The organism is Arthrobacter sp. CJL-S3 (assembly GCF_056711635.1).
The window spans coordinates 2,846,093-2,862,003 of the sequence record NZ_CM160046.1 but is presented as its reverse complement, the minus strand read 5'-3'; the positions used below and the strand labels follow the sequence as shown (position 1 = coordinate 2,862,003).

16 protein-coding genes are annotated in these 15,911 nt (G+C 65.4%); 15 read left to right on the top strand and 1 reads right to left on the bottom strand.

The annotated features are described in order from the left end of the window. Position 1: 1 nt before the first annotated feature. The 6 genes from thrB to AC06G6_RS13010 all read left to right on the top strand — a co-directional run bounded on the left by thrB (position 2) and on the right by AC06G6_RS13010 (position 7,314). Positions 2-988, top strand: coding sequence for a homoserine kinase (gene thrB / locus AC06G6_RS13035; RefSeq protein ID WP_479822666.1), 987 nt, complete (start codon positions 2-4; stop codon positions 986-988). Positions 989-1,313: 325 nt separating this feature from the next. Continuing rightward, on the top strand, positions 1,314-3,515 hold the full coding sequence (rho, locus tag AC06G6_RS13030) for a transcription termination factor Rho (RefSeq protein ID WP_479822664.1): 2,202 nt from the start codon (positions 1,314-1,316) through the stop codon (positions 3,513-3,515). Positions 3,516-3,704: 189 nt separating this feature from the next. Next, the gene (gene prfA / locus AC06G6_RS13025; protein ID WP_282382400.1) at positions 3,705-4,778 is read left to right on the top strand and encodes a peptide chain release factor 1; all 1,074 of its coding nucleotides are present in this window, start codon (positions 3,705-3,707) and stop codon (positions 4,776-4,778) included. A gap of 17 nt (positions 4,779-4,795) precedes the next feature. Then, positions 4,796-5,668 carry a peptide chain release factor N(5)-glutamine methyltransferase gene (prmC, locus tag AC06G6_RS13020; protein WP_479822662.1) on the top strand — a complete coding sequence of 291 codons (873 nt, stop codon included), beginning with the start codon at positions 4,796-4,798 and terminating at the stop codon, positions 5,666-5,668. A gap of 33 nt (positions 5,669-5,701) precedes the next feature. Continuing rightward, positions 5,702-6,550 (top strand): L-threonylcarbamoyladenylate synthase, encoded by an 849-nt coding sequence (locus AC06G6_RS13015; RefSeq protein ID WP_479822660.1) that lies wholly within the window; start codon positions 5,702-5,704, stop codon positions 6,548-6,550. After that, the gene (locus AC06G6_RS13010; RefSeq protein WP_479822658.1) at positions 6,547-7,314 is read left to right on the top strand and encodes a WecB/TagA/CpsF family glycosyltransferase; all 768 of its coding nucleotides are present in this window, start codon (positions 6,547-6,549) and stop codon (positions 7,312-7,314) included. The genes AC06G6_RS13015 and AC06G6_RS13010 overlap by 4 nt, the downstream gene beginning before the upstream one ends. Here AC06G6_RS13010 and AC06G6_RS13005 read toward each other — a convergent pair. Next, positions 7,311-8,207 (bottom strand): glycosyltransferase, encoded by an 897-nt coding sequence (locus AC06G6_RS13005; protein WP_479822656.1) that lies wholly within the window; start codon positions 8,205-8,207, stop codon positions 7,311-7,313. The two genes, AC06G6_RS13010 and AC06G6_RS13005, sit on opposite strands and share 4 nt — an antisense overlap. 296 nt (positions 8,208-8,503) lie before the next feature. Here AC06G6_RS13005 and AC06G6_RS13000 point away from each other — a divergent pair, with 296 nt between their 5' ends. The 9 genes from AC06G6_RS13000 (at position 8,504) to AC06G6_RS12960 (ending at position 15,862) form a co-directional block, all read left to right on the top strand. After that, positions 8,504-9,637, top strand: coding sequence for an MraY family glycosyltransferase (locus AC06G6_RS13000; protein ID WP_479822654.1), 1,134 nt, complete (start codon positions 8,504-8,506; stop codon positions 9,635-9,637). A gap of 123 nt (positions 9,638-9,760) precedes the next feature. Continuing rightward, the gene (locus AC06G6_RS12995) at positions 9,761-10,246 is read left to right on the top strand and encodes a hypothetical protein (protein WP_479822652.1); all 486 of its coding nucleotides are present in this window, start codon (positions 9,761-9,763) and stop codon (positions 10,244-10,246) included. Continuing rightward, entirely contained in the window at positions 10,239-10,568 is a 330-nt protein-coding gene (locus AC06G6_RS12990) for a hypothetical protein (RefSeq protein WP_479822650.1), read from the top strand. The genes AC06G6_RS12995 and AC06G6_RS12990 overlap by 8 nt, the downstream gene beginning before the upstream one ends. A gap of 91 nt (positions 10,569-10,659) precedes the next feature. Beyond that, the gene (gene atpB / locus AC06G6_RS12985; RefSeq protein WP_479822648.1) at positions 10,660-11,460 is read left to right on the top strand and encodes a F0F1 ATP synthase subunit A; all 801 of its coding nucleotides are present in this window, start codon (positions 10,660-10,662) and stop codon (positions 11,458-11,460) included. A gap of 78 nt (positions 11,461-11,538) precedes the next feature. After that, complete coding sequence (atpE, locus tag AC06G6_RS12980; RefSeq protein WP_009356484.1) at positions 11,539-11,742, top strand: ATP synthase F0 subunit C; 204 nt, start codon at positions 11,539-11,541, stop codon at positions 11,740-11,742. Between the two features lie 57 nt (positions 11,743-11,799). Next, positions 11,800-12,348: a F0F1 ATP synthase subunit B gene (locus AC06G6_RS12975; RefSeq protein ID WP_479822646.1), complete on the top strand. Its 549-nt coding sequence runs from the start codon at positions 11,800-11,802 to the stop codon at positions 12,346-12,348. Then, positions 12,348-13,172 carry a F0F1 ATP synthase subunit delta gene (locus AC06G6_RS12970; RefSeq protein WP_479822644.1) on the top strand — a complete coding sequence of 275 codons (825 nt, stop codon included), beginning with the start codon at positions 12,348-12,350 and terminating at the stop codon, positions 13,170-13,172. The genes AC06G6_RS12975 and AC06G6_RS12970 overlap by 1 nt, the downstream gene beginning before the upstream one ends. Positions 13,173-13,254: 82 nt before the next feature. Continuing rightward, positions 13,255-14,892 carry a F0F1 ATP synthase subunit alpha gene (gene atpA / locus AC06G6_RS12965; protein WP_282382575.1) on the top strand — a complete coding sequence of 546 codons (1,638 nt, stop codon included), beginning with the start codon at positions 13,255-13,257 and terminating at the stop codon, positions 14,890-14,892. Between the two features lie 76 nt (positions 14,893-14,968). Continuing rightward, positions 14,969-15,862 carry a F0F1 ATP synthase subunit gamma gene (locus AC06G6_RS12960; protein WP_307459658.1) on the top strand — a complete coding sequence of 298 codons (894 nt, stop codon included), beginning with the start codon at positions 14,969-14,971 and terminating at the stop codon, positions 15,860-15,862. The last annotated feature ends 49 nt before the right edge of the window (positions 15,863-15,911 follow it).

The window sequence follows — 15,911 nt, the reverse complement described above, 5'->3', positions numbered from 1 at the left end:
CGTGGAAACCACCCTCACCATCCCGGCCGAGTCCGCCGCCGACACGCCGGCGGTTCCGGCCGGGCAGCTCGTGACGGTCCGTGTGCCGGCCACGAGCGCGAACCTCGGCCCCGGGTATGACAGCCTCGGCCTGGCGCTGACGCTGTTCGACACGCTGACGGTGGAAACCCTGGACAGCGGCGAGCTGGAATTCGAACTCAGCGGCGAAGGGGCGGAATCCCTGCCCCGCGATGCCAGCCACCTGGTGGTCAGGGCCATCACCGAGGCCCTGCACCGCCTGGGCTTCCGGCACGACGGCCTGCGGATCACGGCCGACAACATCAACCCGCACGGCCGCGGCCTGGGTTCCTCGGCCTGTGCCGTCGTCGCCGCGGTCACCGCCGCCAATGCGCTGGTCCCGGAGGCGGCCCGCCGGGACAAGAACTGGGTCCTGCAGCTCACCAGCGAAATGGAAGGACACCCCGACAACGTCGCACCCGCCATTTTCGGCGGACTGGCGCTGTCGTGGCAGGACAGTGACCAGTACAGCAGCACCTGCGCGGCGGTCGCCTCCGCCGTCATTCCGGTGGTTGCCGTGCCGGACTTCGAACTTTCCACCGAAGCCGCCCGGGCGCTGCTGCCTGCCTCGGTGGGCCACCACGCCGCCGCCATGAACTCCGGACGCGCGGCCCTGCTGATCCACGCCCTGACGCAAAAACCGGAGTTCCTGCTGGCCGGCACCGAGGACTACCTGCACCAGAGCTACCGCGCCGCCGCCATGCGCCCGAGCGCGGACCTGATCGCAGCCCTGCGGCGGGCGGGTTTTGCCGCCGTCGTCTCCGGCGCCGGACCCACGGTGCTGGTCCTCGCCAACGGAGAGGCCCAGGCCGATGCCGCCGTCGGGTTCATCGGCACCTTCACGTCCGGCAACACGCCGGACGTGGGCTGGCGTGTGATGAAGCTGGCTGTGGACGTCGAAGGTGCTAAAGTGGAAGTGCACCGGCGGTAATCACGCAGGCAGTAATTCAGTTACTGTTCAAAAGACCGCGATGTTGGCCTAGTTGCCTCTCTCATCTTTCACTGCGCAATATTTTCCGGTGCCACCTGCTTTTGGTCTGACGCAGGAATCCGCAGAAACAATCTCTGCACCCCTGAAAACGTCAGCCCGCCGTTCCTTCTCTTCCGGAACGCGCCAGGTGGAGCTATAACCGGCCGTGCTGGCCAATATCCATCCGGCAAGGCCGAAATCCCGGCTGCAGATCTGAACTGCAGCCCAGATCAAATCATCGCGTCCAGCTCCTAGCCTGGACGCCGTCGAGGGGGAAGGATCCTTCGTGACCGAAACCACTGAGCTGTCTTCAGCTGTGGAAACATCATCTTCTGCTGCCGGATCGTCTACGGCAGCACCCGCCAAGAGCAGCGGCCTTGCCGGCCTCAAGCTCGCCCAGCTCCAGGCTCTTGCCAGCCAGCTGGGGATTTCCGGCGGTTCGCGGATGCGGAAGGGCGACCTTGTGTCGGCCATTTCCGCCCACCGCGCCGGTACTCCGGTCAGCAAGGCTCCGGCCCGCGGTGCTGAGAAGGCTACCGACAACGGGACCGTCGCCCAGGCGTCGTCCCCGGCCGCCGCGCCTGCCGCCGCCGACTCCGAGGCCCCGGCCCAGGAGAACCCGCGTGCCCGTGGACGTGGCCGCAGCCGCCGCGCCGGCAGCGACGGCGTCATCACGACTCCCGCCGCCGAGGCACCCGCAGCCGCCCCGGCCGTGGAGGCCCCCGCGGCGTCCGCCGAGGCTGGCTCTGCCGAGAACGGCTCCGCTGCTTCCTCGACGGAAGGCAGCGACCGCACCCGCCAGCCGCGCACCCGCAACCGCCGCCGCGGCGATGCCGCCGAGCAGTCCGCAGGACAGGGCGCAGCGCAGTCCGCAGCCCCGGCCGCGACCGCAGTCGAGGCTCCGGCCGACCAGCGTCAGGCTGAACAGCGCACCGAACAGCGCACTGAACAGCGCACCGAACAGCGCACTGAACAGCGCACCGAACAGCGCCAGGCAGAGCAGGGCAGCGAAGACGGCCAGCGCCGTGAGGGCACCCGCACCCGCGGCGGCCGCGACGAGGCTGCCGGCAGCCGCGATACCCGCGACAGCTCAGCCAACCGCGACACCCGCGACAGCGACGACAGCGACGGCGGCAGCCGCCGGAACCGCCGGAACCGGCGTGACCGCAACGACCGCAATGACCGTCCCGAGCGCTCCGGCGGGCAGGACAGCCGCGACAACGCCTCGCGCAACGACCGCTTCCGCGACCGCAACGACCGCCGTCGGGGACGCGTCCAGGGACCGGACGTCGACGACGTCGAGGTCACCGAGGACGACGTCCTGGTGCCCGTTGCCGGCATCCTGGACGTGCTGGAGAACTACGCGTTCATCCGCACGTCCGGCTACCTGCCGGGCCCGAACGACGTTTACGTGTCCCTCGCCCAGGTCAAGAAGTACAACCTGCGCAAGGGCGACGCCGTCGTCGGTGCCATCCGCGCACCGCGTGAAGGCGAGGCCCCGCAGGGCGGCCAGCAGCAGACCGCACGGCAGAAGTTCAACGCCCTGGTCCGCGTCACCTCGGTCAACGGCAAGACCCCCGAGGAACTCAAGGACCGCGTTGAATTCGCGAAGCTCGTCCCGCTGTACCCCTCCGAGCGCCTGCGCCTCGAGACGGACCCGAAGAAGATCGGCCCCCGCGTCATTGACCTGGTTGCCCCGATCGGCAAGGGCCAGCGCGGCCTGATCGTTTCGCCGCCGAAGGCCGGCAAGACGCTCATCCTGCAGTCCATCGCCAATGCCATCACCACCAACAATCCTGAGGTCCACCTCATGATGGTGCTCGTTGACGAACGCCCCGAAGAAGTCACGGACATGCAGCGCACCGTCAAGGGTGAGGTCATTGCCTCCACCTTCGACCGTCCCGCCGACGACCACACCACCGTGGCCGAACTCTCCATCGAGCGTGCCAAGCGCCTCGTGGAAATGGGCATGGACGTTGTGGTTCTCCTCGACTCGATGACCCGCCTGGGCCGTGCCTACAACCTGGCGGCGCCGGCGTCCGGCCGTATCCTCTCCGGTGGCGTCGACTCCGCAGCGCTGTACCCGCCGAAGCGCTTCTTCGGTGCAGCCCGCAACATCGAAAACGGTGGCTCACTGACCATCCTGGCAACCGCGCTCGTCGAGACCGGTTCCAAGATGGACGAGGTCATCTTCGAAGAGTTCAAGGGCACCGGCAACATGGAACTGCGCCTGTCCCGCCAGCTCGCGGACAAGCGCATCTTCCCGGCCGTGGACGTCAACGCGTCCGGTACCCGCCGCGAGGAAAACCTGCTGTCCCCCGAGGAAGTCAAGATCATGTGGAAGCTGCGCCGCGTCCTTTCCGGACTCGAAACGCAGCAGAGCCTTGAGCTGCTGACCAACAAGATCCGGGAGACCCAGAGCAACGTCGAGTTCCTCATGCAGGTGCAGAAGACGACGCTTGGTGCGAAGTCCGATAACGACAAGTAGCTGGCTTTAGCCGCTCAAAATATGCCGGCCCCGCCCCTCCGCCGGGTGGCCGACGATCTACGATCGTCAGCCACCCGGCTCCGGCAGGCCCGAAGCCACTCCCTGGCCGGCATATTTTGAGCGGCTTCGCTGTTTGCCCACCTTCGCTGTCGCGTTACTAGACTTGTAAGAGTCGAAAGAGGTTTTGAAATGTTTGAGTCCGTACAGGGCCTGTTGGATGAGCATGACGCTATCCAGGCACAGCTTGGGGATCCTGCTGTTTATGCTGACCAGAAGCTGGCCCGGAAGCTGGGGCGGCGTTCTGCCCAGCTGAACGGCATTGTCGAGGCGTACCATGCCTGGCACGGCATCCAGGATGACCTTGCGGCTGCCAAGGAAATGGCGGGGGAGGACCCGGAGTTTGCTGCCGAGGTGCCTGAGCTGGAGGCTGCGCTGGAGACGGCCGCGGCCAAGCTGCGCCGGCTGCTGATCCCGCGCGACCCGGACGACGCCCGCAACGTGATCCTCGAAGTCAAGGGTGGGGAGGGCGGCGACGAGGCCGCCCTGTTCGCGGCCGACCTGCTGCGGATGTACACCCGGTACGCGGAATCCCGCGGCTGGAAGACCGAGATGATTTCCGCCAATGAATCCGACCTGGGCGGCTACAAGGACGTCCAGGTGGCCATCAAGGGCAACTCGAACGATCCGGCCGAGGGCGTCTACGCGCGGCTCAAGTTCGAAGGCGGCGTGCACCGTGTGCAGCGCGTTCCCGTGACGGAATCCCAGGGCCGCATCCACACCTCCGCTGCCGGCGTGCTGGTGCTCCCGGAAGTAGACGAACCCGAAGAACTGGACATCAGCCAGAACGACCTCAAAATTGACGTCTACCGTTCCTCCGGCCCCGGCGGCCAGTCCGTGAACACCACCGACTCCGCCGTCCGGATCACCCACCTTCCCACCGGAATCGTGGTTGCCATGCAGAACGAGAAGTCGCAGCTGCAGAACCGCGAAGCCGGCATGCGCGTCCTCCGCGCCCGCATCCTGGCCCACCAGCAGGAACAGATCGACGCCGAGAACTCCGCCCAGCGCAAGTCGCAGATCCGCACCATGGACCGCTCGGAGCGCATCCGGACCTACAACTACCCGGAGAACCGGATCGCGGACCACCGCACGGGCTACAAGGCCTACAACCTGGACCAGGTCATGAACGGCGACCTGGAGCCGGTCATCCAGTCGGCCATCGAGATGGACGAACAGGCCCGCCTCGACGCCATCGGCGACTGATCCCGGGCCGCGCAGTGATGACAGAAGGAACCGTGCTGAGCCTTGCGGACGCGGTCCGCGAGGGCACAGCCGTCCTGGCCGCCGCGGGCGTCCCGAGTCCCCGGGCCGACGCCGAACTCCTCGCCGAGCATTTGCTCGGCGTCGGGCTCGGCCGGCTCCGGGTCCTGATGCTGGGCGACACCGCTGCCCCGGACGGCTACGAGGAGCTCATCGCCGAGCGCGCCCAGCGCATTCCGCTGCAGCACATCACCGGCGTCGCGCACTTCCGCTACCTGGCACTGGCCGTCGGGCCGGGAGTGTTCATACCCCGCCCCGAAACCGAGTCCGTCGTGCAGCTTGTGATCGACCGGCTGCAGGGCCAGGCGCATCCCAAGGTGGTGGACCTGGGCACCGGGTCCGGGGCCATCGCCGGCTCGATCGCGCACGAGGTTCCCGGCGCGGAGGTCCACGCCGTCGAATTCAGCGAGTTCGCGCACGCCTGGGCTGCCCGGAACCTGCGGCCCCTCGGTGTCCACCTGATCCGCGGTGATCTGCGCGATGCCCTGCCGGAGCACAACGGGACCTTCGACGTCGTCGTGTCCAATCCGCCCTATATTCCCGCCGAAGCGGTCCCCAACGAACCCGAAGTGGCACTGCACGATCCCCCCGAGGCACTGTACGGCGGGGGAGCGGACGGCATGGAGCTTCCGACGGCGGCCGCAGTCTCCGCGGCCCGGCTCCTGGTCCCCGGCGGCTACTTCGTGATGGAACACGCCGAAGTCCAGGCCGGCTGGATCGCCGCGATGCTGGAGCGCTCCGGGCTGTGGGCCGAGGTGGCCACCCATCGTGACCTCAACGGCAGGGACCGGGCCACCAGCGCCGTCCTTGCCGACCCGGCCGCCTTACGGTGAAACGGGCAAACGAAGTGATGAAAGAATAGGCCAGTGACGACTAGCTACGATTGCACAGCAGCTGAGCAGCGCGCTGCCGGACTTGAACATGCCCAGCGGGCCATCCGGGACCACAAGTGCGTGGTCTTCCCGACGGACACCGTGTACGGGATCGCCGCCGATGCGTTCTCCCCCCTCGCGGTGACCCTGCTGCTGGCGTCGAAAGGCCGCAGCCGGAAAATGCCGCCGCCGGTCCTGATCCCCAGGCTCAATGCCCTCGACGGCCTCGCCACGGACGTTCCGGCCGAGGCCCGGCGCCTGGCCGAGGCGTTCTGGCCGGGCGGACTCACGCTGATCCTGCATGCCCAGCCGTCCCTGGACTGGGACCTTGGCGAGACCAAAGGCACCGTGGCTCTCCGGATCCCGGCCGACGACGTCGCCCAGGACCTGCTGACACTGACCGGGCCCCTGGCCGTGTCCTCGGCGAACCGCACGGGCCAGGCGGCCGCGCTGACCGCCGCCGAGGCCGAAGCCCAGCTCGCGGAGTCCGTGGAGGTCTACCTCGAAGGCGGCCCGCGTCCGGCCGAGGGCGCCGACGCCCTGCCGTCCACCATTGTTGACGCCACCGCTGTGCCGCTGCGGGTGGTCCGCCAGGGCGCCATCAGCCTGGAACGGCTCCGCGAAGTCGTCCCGTCCGTGCTGGGCGTCGGCGAGGAACCGGAAGCTGTAGAGGACGTGGCCACTGCGGCGGAAGCTGCCGAGCCCGCGGAAGCTGCCGTGGTTCCGGCTGAAACTGCGGAACCCGCAGTAGATCCTGAACCGGCTGATACTGCGGAACCTGCCGCAGATCCTGAACCGGTCGAACCCGTCGAACGTCCCAGCGCGGGGGCCGGCACCGCATGATCCTCCAGCGACAAGGCGTCCCCGTCCTTGACGTGGACGCGACGCCCCTGACTGTTCCTGAACTGACAGGGGTCCTGAACCGCTTCGTGGCCGAAGGCACCACCCGCACGGTTGTGGGACACAACCTGCACAGCGTCACACTGTGCCACTCCGACCCGGCCTTCCGGGCGTTCTACGACCAAAGCGACGTGGTCCTGATCGACGGCGCGCCGGTGCTGATGCTCTGGGCCCGCGGCAACGGCGCACGGCACGGCGGGGGGCCTGTCATGGACTACCGGCTGGGTTCCACGGACTGGATCCCTGCGCTGGCCGACGTCGAGGGTCTGGAGCGGATCGCCGTGATCGGAGCCGGACCCGCGGCGAACTGCCAGGCCGTGGCCCGGCTCGCGGCCCTGGTCCCGCGGGCCCGGGTGGCCGGACTGCCGGGGGAGGGCTGGAACGAGGAGCTCGAGGACTCGGCCGTCACCTGGCTCGCGGAGTTCCGGCCGCAGCTGGTGCTGCTCGGGCTGGGCATGCCGCTGCAGGAACAGGTTCTCACGCGCCGGCTGGCAACGCTGCCCCCGGCGGTCTATTGTGCCGTTGGCGGCGCGATCGAGCAGATTGCGGGGATCCAGAAACTGGCACCGCGGTGGCTCGGACGCCTCGGCCTGGAGTGGGCCTGGCGGCTGGTCCTGCACCCCCGGCGGGTCGCCTACCGGGTCTTCGGCGAGCCCTGGCTGCTCGCCGGGCTGCTGATCCGGCGCCGGTTACTGCCCGGGCGCTAGAACTTCTGGTCCTTGAGGGGGCCAAAGCCCTTGCCGCGCAGTCCGGCGGAAAAAGCCCCGAACCAGTCGGCCAGGCCGCGGAGATCGCCGCGCTGCAGGAAATAGCCGAGGTAGCCGCCAACATCCGCGACGAACGACTTAATCCGGAAGTGGCGGCGGATGAGGTACCCGCGGTTCCGGTAGTAGAAGTAGCGCTTGAAGGTCGACTCCGGCACGATGACGTGCCACCGGGCGCCATAAACGTGCTTGGTCTCGGAAAAAGCGTGGGGGTGCGTGATCGCCGTCGTCGTGACGGTGCCGAAGCGGATGCCGGCCTTGCGGAGCCGGATGGTGAAGTCCACCTCGTCCCCGCGGATGAACAGGCGCATGTCCGGCAGGCCGACCTTGAAAAAGACATCCGAGCGGATCAGCGCGCCGTTGAAGAAGTGGCCGTCGTCCGGCAGGAAACCGATCTTCTCCACCTCGGCGCGGTCGTGGGTGACCTTGCCGTCCAGGCGGAAGAAGAAGGAGAGCCGGTCGGGGTGGCCGGGGGCAACCACGAGCGGAACAACGGCTTCGAGGTCCCGGGCCTCCGCCTCGCGGACGAGCGTGGCGAGGCATTCCGGGTCGGCGGGCTCGGCGTCGTCGTCCATCATCCAGATCCACTCGGCCCCGGTGGCGACCGCCTTGAGGATCGCGAGGGAGAAGCCTCCGGCACCGCCGAGGTTGGCCTCGGACCGGACGTAGTCCACGTTTTCGTGCGCCCGCGCGACATCCTGGGCGGGGACCGTGCCGGAGTCGACAAGGCAGATTGAACGAACCGATGCCGTCTGGTTGTTGATGGCGTTCAGCAGAACTGCCAGCTCCCGGGGACGGTCAAACGTCACGGCGGCAACTGCAACCGACAGGGTCATCGAGTGTTCCTTTCAGCACGGCCGCCGGTGGTTTTCCCGCCGGCGATAGGCCGTGTGACGCGAAGACAAGTGGCCGTTGGCGTTAGTATCTTGACTAGAGTCCACTGTAATACAGCCCTGTCAGGCACTACGCACTGCCTGCCCTGCGCACGGCGACGGAGAAGTTTCATTTATCGCAAGACAGACCCACAGCAACTGAGTTCACCCCACCCCCGGAGCCACGCAGCATCACCGTGGCTCCGGGCTGTGCAACCGGGTGTGCCCTGCGCGGACGGCTCCAAGCGGGTGTCTCCGCAGTGATTATGTACCTGCTCATGATGCTCTCAGCGGCAGTCGTGAGCTACACAGCGACCTGGGGTGCCCGCTACGTCGGCAACCGGATGGAGCTGTTCTCCCCGATCCGCAGCCGGGACATGCACTCGACCCCCGTGTCCAGGCTCGGCGGCCTGGGAATCTTTGCCGGGTTCTTTGTGGCACTGCTGATCGCCAGCCAGTCCTTCTTCGTCAAGGACATCTACCGCAACAATGACGCACCCTGGGGGATCCTCGCGGGCGCAGCCGTGATCGTGCTGGTCGGCGTGGCGGATGACCTGCTGGACCTGCGCTGGTGGGTCAAGCTCATCGGCCAAAGCGCCGCGGCCCTGGTGGTGGCGATCTGGGGCGTCCGGATGACCATCATTCCGTTCGTCCCGGAGCCCTATGTGATAGAGAGCGATGCCGTGAGCATCGCGTTGACGGCCGGGCTGATTGTGACGACGATGAACGCGTTCAACTTCATCGACGGCCTGGACGGGCTGGCTGCGGGCGTGGCGATCATCGGGGGCACGGCGTTCTTCCTGACGGCGTACTGGGTGCACCGGACGGCCATTTTGCTGGACCGCTCGGACCTGGCCACCCTGCTGACCGCCGTCCTCGTGGGCGCCTGCATCGGCTTCCTGCCGCACAACTGGTTCCCCGCCAAGATCTTCATGGGTGACTCCGGCGCGATGCTGATCGGCCTGATCATGGCCTCGGCGGGCATTGTGTCCACCGGCCAGATCACATCCGGGCTGTACGACCGGGCCAACGGCATCCCCACCATCATCCCGATCCTCCTTCCCTTTGCGGTCCTGTTCCTGCCGCTGCTCGACCTTGGCCTGGCCGTCGTGCGCCGCACCGCGCTCGGGCGGTCGCCGTGGTCGGCGGACCGCGGCCACCTGCACCACAAGCTCCTGGATATCGGGTATTCGCACCGCGGTGCCGTCATCCTGATGTACCTGTGGACCTGTGTGCTGGCCTTTGGAGGCCTCGCCCTCGCCATCTTCCAGTGGCAGGTCGTCATGGTCGTCGGCGGGGCGGCGATGGCCGTCATGGCCGGCGTGACGGCGTGGCCGTACCTGCGCCACCGGGCTCCGGGACTGGGGCCGCGTTCTTCGGCCGAGGACGTATGACGCCGCAGCGGAACCGCCCTCCGCAGGTCTTTTCCGAATAATTTCTATCTCATGTAGAATTCATGTGCGGTACTTCGCCGCGCCACTTTGACCAGCACACCACGCCTCGACGATTGGGATCTCATGACCTCCAACGCCGAACCCGGACGAACGTCCGGCGCCGGAGACGTTGGTGTCTCAGGTCCCACAAAATCATTGTGGCTGCGGCTCCTGGCCATCAGTTCGGCCGTTGCCGGCGGCGCCCTGCTGCTCACCAGCCTGGCGGCGCTCCTTTTCGACAGTATGGCTGCGGCGCTGTCGTCCTTCTTTGGCGGCGTGCTGGTTATCGCCTTCTTTTCGATCAGCCTCCTGGTCGGCCACTTCGGCGGGCGCAATCACTCCTCCGGGGCCATCGGACTGTTCGCGGCCACCTATTTCATCAAAGTCGTCGGTTTTGCCGTGGTGCTGTTTGCCATCGGCAGCCCCGAGTGGCTGAGCGGGCGCTGGTTCCTGGCCGGCGCCGTCGTGACCGTGGTCCTGTGGCAGGCCGCCGAAATCTATGGTTTCAGCAAGGCCCGGCTCCAGCTCTACAACGACCCCGAGACCCCGGAAGGCGGCACCGATGTTTAGCCGCAAAGAGCGCCCCAAGAACAAGCCCCGCACCCGGGAAAACACCTCCGGAGCCCCCGGCGTTTCCGACAACGGACGCGACGGCGGATACAACGCCGGCATCGCCGTCTTCAGCTACATTGTTGGCGGAATCCTCGTCTGGAGTTTGATAGGGTGGGGTCTGGATAATCTGTGGGGAACCCGCTGGATTGTGCTCGCAGGCGCCCTGTTGGGAGCCGCGGGAGGGTTCTATCTTTCTCATATGCACGGCCTCACCAGCCCGGATAAATCCGCCGGCGGGGACAATGCTGCACGTGGCCCGTCTCAGGACGAGGATCAGTAATGCCAAATAATTTCACACGGGGAGAATGCGACAGCAACGTCGCCTTTCCCCGGCCAACGCCCAATGATGGACACTGCAGAGAGGAAACGCGTTGATCGCGCTTGCGCTCCCGGCCCAGAATTCAGGAACTTTTACGCCTCCTGGAATTGAAGAAATCCACCTGCCGGCAATCGTGCCGTGGGGGGCGGCCGACGGATTCTCCAAGCAGATGCTGCTGGTAATCCTTTCGGTCGTTATTATCGCCGCATTCTTTCTGATGGCTGCCCGCAAGGGTCAGCTCGTCCCCGGCAGGCTCCAGTTCGCCGGTGAGGCCGCCTACGGCTTCGTCCGCAACGGCATCGGCAAGGACATCATCGGCGGCAAAGACTTCATGAAGTACGTCCCGCTGCTGTTCAGCCTGTTTTTCTTCATCCTGGTGAACAACATCTACGGCGCCATTCCGTTGATCCAGCTCCCCACCTTCTCGCATGTCGGCGGCGCCTACGTGATGGCCGGAATCGTGTATGTCACGTGGATCGCCATCGGCGTCAAGAAGAACGGCCTGAAGTACTTCAAGCTGGCCACCGTGCCGTCCGGAGTCCCGGGCTACATTCTTCCGATCGTCATTCCGATCGAGATCATCTCCAACTTCCTCGTCCGCCCGGTCACGCACAGCCTCCGTTTGTTCGCGACCATGCTGGCCGGCCACCTGATCGTGATGATCGCCGGTTCGGGCATCGAGTTCCTCGTCATGCAGGAGAACCTCCTGCTGAAGGGCACCTCAGTTCTCGTACTTGGCGGCGCGATTGCCATGTACATGCTCGAAGCGCTGATCATGGTCCTGCAGGCGTACGTGTTCACGCTGCTGACCGCGATCTACATCGAAGGCGCGCTGCACGCGGATAGCCACTAGGCACCCAAAAATCTTCCCCTCGGGGGATGAAGTACACCAAACAACCTGCCACATAGATGGCATCTTGAAAGGAAAAAAATGGAAGGCAATCTCAACCTCGTAGGTTACGGTCTGTCCGCAATCGGCGGTGGTATCGGTGTTGGTCTCGTGTTCGCCGCTTACATCAACGGCGTAGCACGTCAGCCGGAGGCACAGCGTGTGCTCCAGCCGATCGCATTCCTCGGCCTCGCGCTGACTGAAGCCCTCGCCATCCTCGGCCTGGTCTTCGCGTTCGTTCTTTAGTCTGAACTTTAGAACTAAGCGAACATCCAGAACCGAGTAGATAAGGACGGGTGAATTATGAATCAGCTGATCATCTCAGCCGCCACAGAGGGCACTAACCCTCTGGTTCCCAATCCCTGGGAAATGCTTGTCGTCTTCGCCGGCTTCGCTGTTCTCATGTTCATCGTGGTCAAGTACGTTGTCCCGATGTTCGAGAAGACCTTCGCAGAGCGTGCGGAGGCCATTGAAGGCGGCATCGCCAAGGCTGAAAAGGCCCAGGCAGAGGCTTCCGCTGCTCTCGAAGAGTACAAGCAGCAGCTCACCGATGCCCGTGCCGAGGCCAACCGCATCCGCGAGGAAGCACGTGCCGAAGGCGCTCAGATCCTTGCGGACCTGAAGGAGAAGGCAGCTGCCGAGTCTGCCCGCATCACGGCCCAGGCGCACGCGGCGATCCAGTCCGAGCGCCAGGCGGCCGTTGTGTCGCTGCGCACGGAAGTTGGCACACTGGCCACCACCCTGGCGGGCCGCATTGTTGGCGAGTCCCTCGAGGACGACGCGCGCTCAGCCCGTGTGGTTGACCGCTTCCTGGCAGATCTGGAGAACCAGAACGCAGGTGCAGCTCAGTAATGGCAGGTGTATCGAGCGAATCGCTCACCGCGGCCTTGGTGGCGCTGGAAGCCAAGCTTCCATTCGCCTCGCTGCAGTTGGCTAAGGAACTCTTCGGAATCCTGGGAACGGTGGACAGCTCGGCTGGCTTGCGCCGCGCCCTGACTGACCCGTCCCGCAGCGGTGACGAAAAGTCGGCGCTTATCAAGCAGCTCTTCGGCGGGAAAGTCTCCGCGGATGCTGTGGATATCGCGAGCGGACTGGCCAGCTCGCGCTGGGCGTCGGCCCGGGATATCGGCGATGCACTCGAGACTCTTGCCGCTTCGGTGGTAATTGCCGTTGCTGAGAATAAGTCTGCCGTCTCTGCCTCGGGCATCACTGGCCTGGAAACGCTGGAGAACGATCTGTTCTCCTTCAACCAGGCCGTCGAGTCCAACCACGAGGTACAGCGTGCTGTGTCCGAGCCGCAGGCTAGCGCGGCCGCCAAGGTCGCTCTCGCCGAAAAGCTCGTACCGAGTGCAAGCGAGGAAGCGAAGGTCCTTATCGGACAGGCGGTTTCGCAGCCGCGTGGCCTCAAGGTAACTAAGCTCGTCCGTCGTTTCGCGGAGCTCGCAGCCAAGCGCCAGCAGCGCTGGATTGCAACGGTCAGCGTCACCCGTCCGCTGACGGAGACACAGACCAGCCGTCTGCAGGCGGGGCTGAATGCCCTTTACGGGCGCGAGCTCAAGATCAACATGAACGTTGACCCGGCACTGATCGGTGGCATCCGGATTCAGGTTGGTGACGAAGTGGTAGACGCTTCGGTCCTCGCCCGCCTGGGCCAGCTCCACCGCCAGCTTGCTTAGCCAGCCGGACCAGCACAACTAAACGAAACCCCGGTCATCGTGAGCAACGATGATCACGAAAACAGGAGAGCAGGGACTGCAGATGGCCGAATTGACCATCAACGCCGACGACGTCCGTAATGCGTTGAACGAGTTCGCGGCGTCCTACGAACCCGGAAACGCAGAGCGCGTAGAGGTCGGCCGTGTAACAACCGCAGGTGACGGCATCGCCCGTGTTGAGGGCCTTCCCTCGGTCATGGCGAACGAGCTGCTTCGCTTCGAAGACGGCACCCTGGGCCTGGCCCAGAACCTCGACGTCCGCGAGATCGGCGTTATCATCCTCGGTGACTTCACCGGCATCGAAGAAGGCCAGGAAGTTCACCGCACCGGACAGGTTCTGTCCGTACCGGTGGGCGACGCCTTCCTCGGCCGCGTCGTCGACCCGCTGGGCGAGCCCATCGATGACCTTGGCGAGATCAAGGCCGAAACCACCCGTGCCCTGGAACTCCAGGCGCCCGGCGTGACCCAGCGCAAGTCGGTCCACGAGCCGATGCAGACCGGCCTCAAGGCTATCGACGCCATGATCCCGATCGGCCGCGGCCAGCGTCAGCTGATCATCGGTGACCGTCAGACCGGCAAGTCGGCTATCGCCATCGACACGATCATCAACCAGAAGGCCAACTGGGCCTCCGGGGATGTCAACAAGCAGGTGCGCTGCATCTATGTAGCCATCGGCCAGAAGGCATCCACGATCGCGGCCGTCCGTCAGACCCTTGAGGACAACGGCGCCCTGGAATACACGACCATCGTGGCTTCCCCCGCGTCCGACCCCGCAGGCTTCAAGTACCTGGCACCCTACGCCGGTTCGGCCATCGGCCAGCACTGGATGTACGGCGGCAAGCACGTCCTCATTGTGTTTGATGACCTCTCCAAGCAGGCCGAGGCCTACCGTGCAGTGTCGCTGCTGCTCCGCCGCCCGCCGGGACGCGAAGCCTACCCGGGCGACGTGTTCTACCTGCACTCCCGCCTGCTGGAGCGTTGTGCCAAGCTCTCCGACGAGCTCGGTGCAGGTTCGATGACCGGCCTGCCGCTCATCGAGACGAAGGCAAACGACGTCTCCGCCTACATCCCGACCAACGTGATCTCCATCACCGATGGCCAGATCTTCCTGCAGTCGGACCTCTTCAACGCCAACCAGCGTCCGGCCGTCGACGTGGGTGTCTCCGTTTCCCGCGTGGGTGGCGCCGCCCAGGTCAAGTCCATGAAGAAGGTCTCCGGTACCTTGAAGCTGGAACTGGCTCAGTACCGCGACATGCAGGCGTTCGCAATGTTCGCGTCGGACCTCGACGCCGCATCGCGCCAGCAGCTGACCCGTGGCGCACGCCTGATGGAACTGCTCAAGCAGGGCCAGTACTCGCCGTTCCCGGTCGAGAACCAGGTCGTCTCCATCTGGGCCGGCACCAACGGGCACCTCGACAACGTTCCGGTTGAGGACATCAACCGCTTCGAGACCGAGTTCCTGGAGCACCTCAAGCACAAGTCCTCCATCCTGACGACGCTGGCCCAGACCAACGTCATGAGCGATGACACTGCAGAAGCACTGAAGACCGCGATCGTGGACTTCAAGAAGGGCTTCTTCGGCGAGGGAGACAACCACCTGGTTGGTGCAGGGCACGAAGAGCACGCCCCCATCGACGAGGCACAGGTCGACCAGGAAAAAATCGTCAAGCAGAAGCGCTAGTTTCGCTGGCAGGGACTGCCGGAGCCCACTTAGGTTCCGGCAGTCCCGGCCATCGGGATCTTAGGAAAGGATAAGTATGGGAGCCCAGATCCGGGTCTACCGCCAGAAGATCAGCTCGACGACGTCGATGCGCAAGATCTTCAAGGCGATGGAACTGATCGCTACCTCGCGCATCGGGAAGGCCCGAGCACGCGTAGCAGCTTCACTGCCTTACGCAAACGCCATCACGCGTGCCGTTTCTGCTGTCGCAAGCCAGAGCGAAATCGACCACCCGCTGACCACCGAGCCGGAGCAGATCCGCCGGGCCGCCGTCCTGGTAATCACCTCGGACCGTGGCCTTGCAGGTTCGTACTCCGCGAGCGTGCTCAAGCAGGCGGAAGGCCTCAACGAGCTGCTCGTCGAGGAGGGCAAAGAAGTCAAGTTCTACCTGGTCGGCCGCAAGGCGCAGGCGTACTTCGACTTCCGGAACCGTCCCTACGGGCGCGTTTGGACCGGCGGCACGGATGCGCCGGAGTTTGCCACCGCACAGGAAATCGGCGAGGCATTGCTGGCTGACTTTGCGACGGACTACGCAGAGGGCGGCGTCGACGAGATCCATGTCGTCTACACCCGCTTCAAGTCCATGGTCACCCAGGAGCCGACGGTTATCCGTCTTCTCCCGCTTGAGGTTGTCGAAGAGCAGGCTGCGTCCGAATCGGACCTCCTGCCGCTCTACGAATTCGAGCCGGAAACGGAGCAGGTTCTTGACGCTCTGCTGCCGCGCTACATCGAATCACGCATCTTCGCCGCGATGCTGCAGGCAGCAGCTTCGGAGCTGGCTGCCCGCCAGCGGGCGATGAAGTCCGCCGGCGACAACGCCACGGACCTCATCAAGAAGTTCACGCGTCTGCGCAACACTGCCCGCCAGGCTGAAATTACGCAGGAGCTTTCCGAAATCGTGGCCGGTGCCGACGCGTTGAACGCGTCCTAGCCACCACGGGCTCGGATCCTGCTGTACCTGCACCAAGGTAAACTTAACC

Coding starts and splice junctions, on each gene's coding strand:
- prfA (WP_282382400.1), top strand. CDS start 3,705: ATGTTTGAGTCCGTACAGGGCCTGTTGGATGAGCATGACGCTATCCAG.
- prmC (WP_479822662.1), top strand. CDS start 4,796: ATGACAGAAGGAACCGTGCTGAGCCTTGCGGACGCGGTCCGCGAGGGC.
- AC06G6_RS13010 (WP_479822658.1), top strand. CDS start 6,547: ATGATCCTCCAGCGACAAGGCGTCCCCGTCCTTGACGTGGACGCGACG.
- AC06G6_RS13005 (WP_479822656.1), bottom strand. CDS start 8,207: ATGACCCTGTCGGTTGCAGTTGCCGCCGTGACGTTTGACCGTCCCCGG.
- AC06G6_RS12995 (WP_479822652.1), top strand. CDS start 9,761: ATGACCTCCAACGCCGAACCCGGACGAACGTCCGGCGCCGGAGACGTT.
- AC06G6_RS12990 (WP_479822650.1), top strand. CDS start 10,239: ATGTTTAGCCGCAAAGAGCGCCCCAAGAACAAGCCCCGCACCCGGGAA.
- atpE (WP_009356484.1), top strand. CDS start 11,539: ATGGAAGGCAATCTCAACCTCGTAGGTTACGGTCTGTCCGCAATCGGC.
- AC06G6_RS12975 (WP_479822646.1), top strand. CDS start 11,800: ATGAATCAGCTGATCATCTCAGCCGCCACAGAGGGCACTAACCCTCTG.
- AC06G6_RS12970 (WP_479822644.1), top strand. CDS start 12,348: ATGGCAGGTGTATCGAGCGAATCGCTCACCGCGGCCTTGGTGGCGCTG.
- atpA (WP_282382575.1), top strand. CDS start 13,255: ATGGCCGAATTGACCATCAACGCCGACGACGTCCGTAATGCGTTGAAC.
- AC06G6_RS12960 (WP_307459658.1), top strand. CDS start 14,969: ATGGGAGCCCAGATCCGGGTCTACCGCCAGAAGATCAGCTCGACGACG.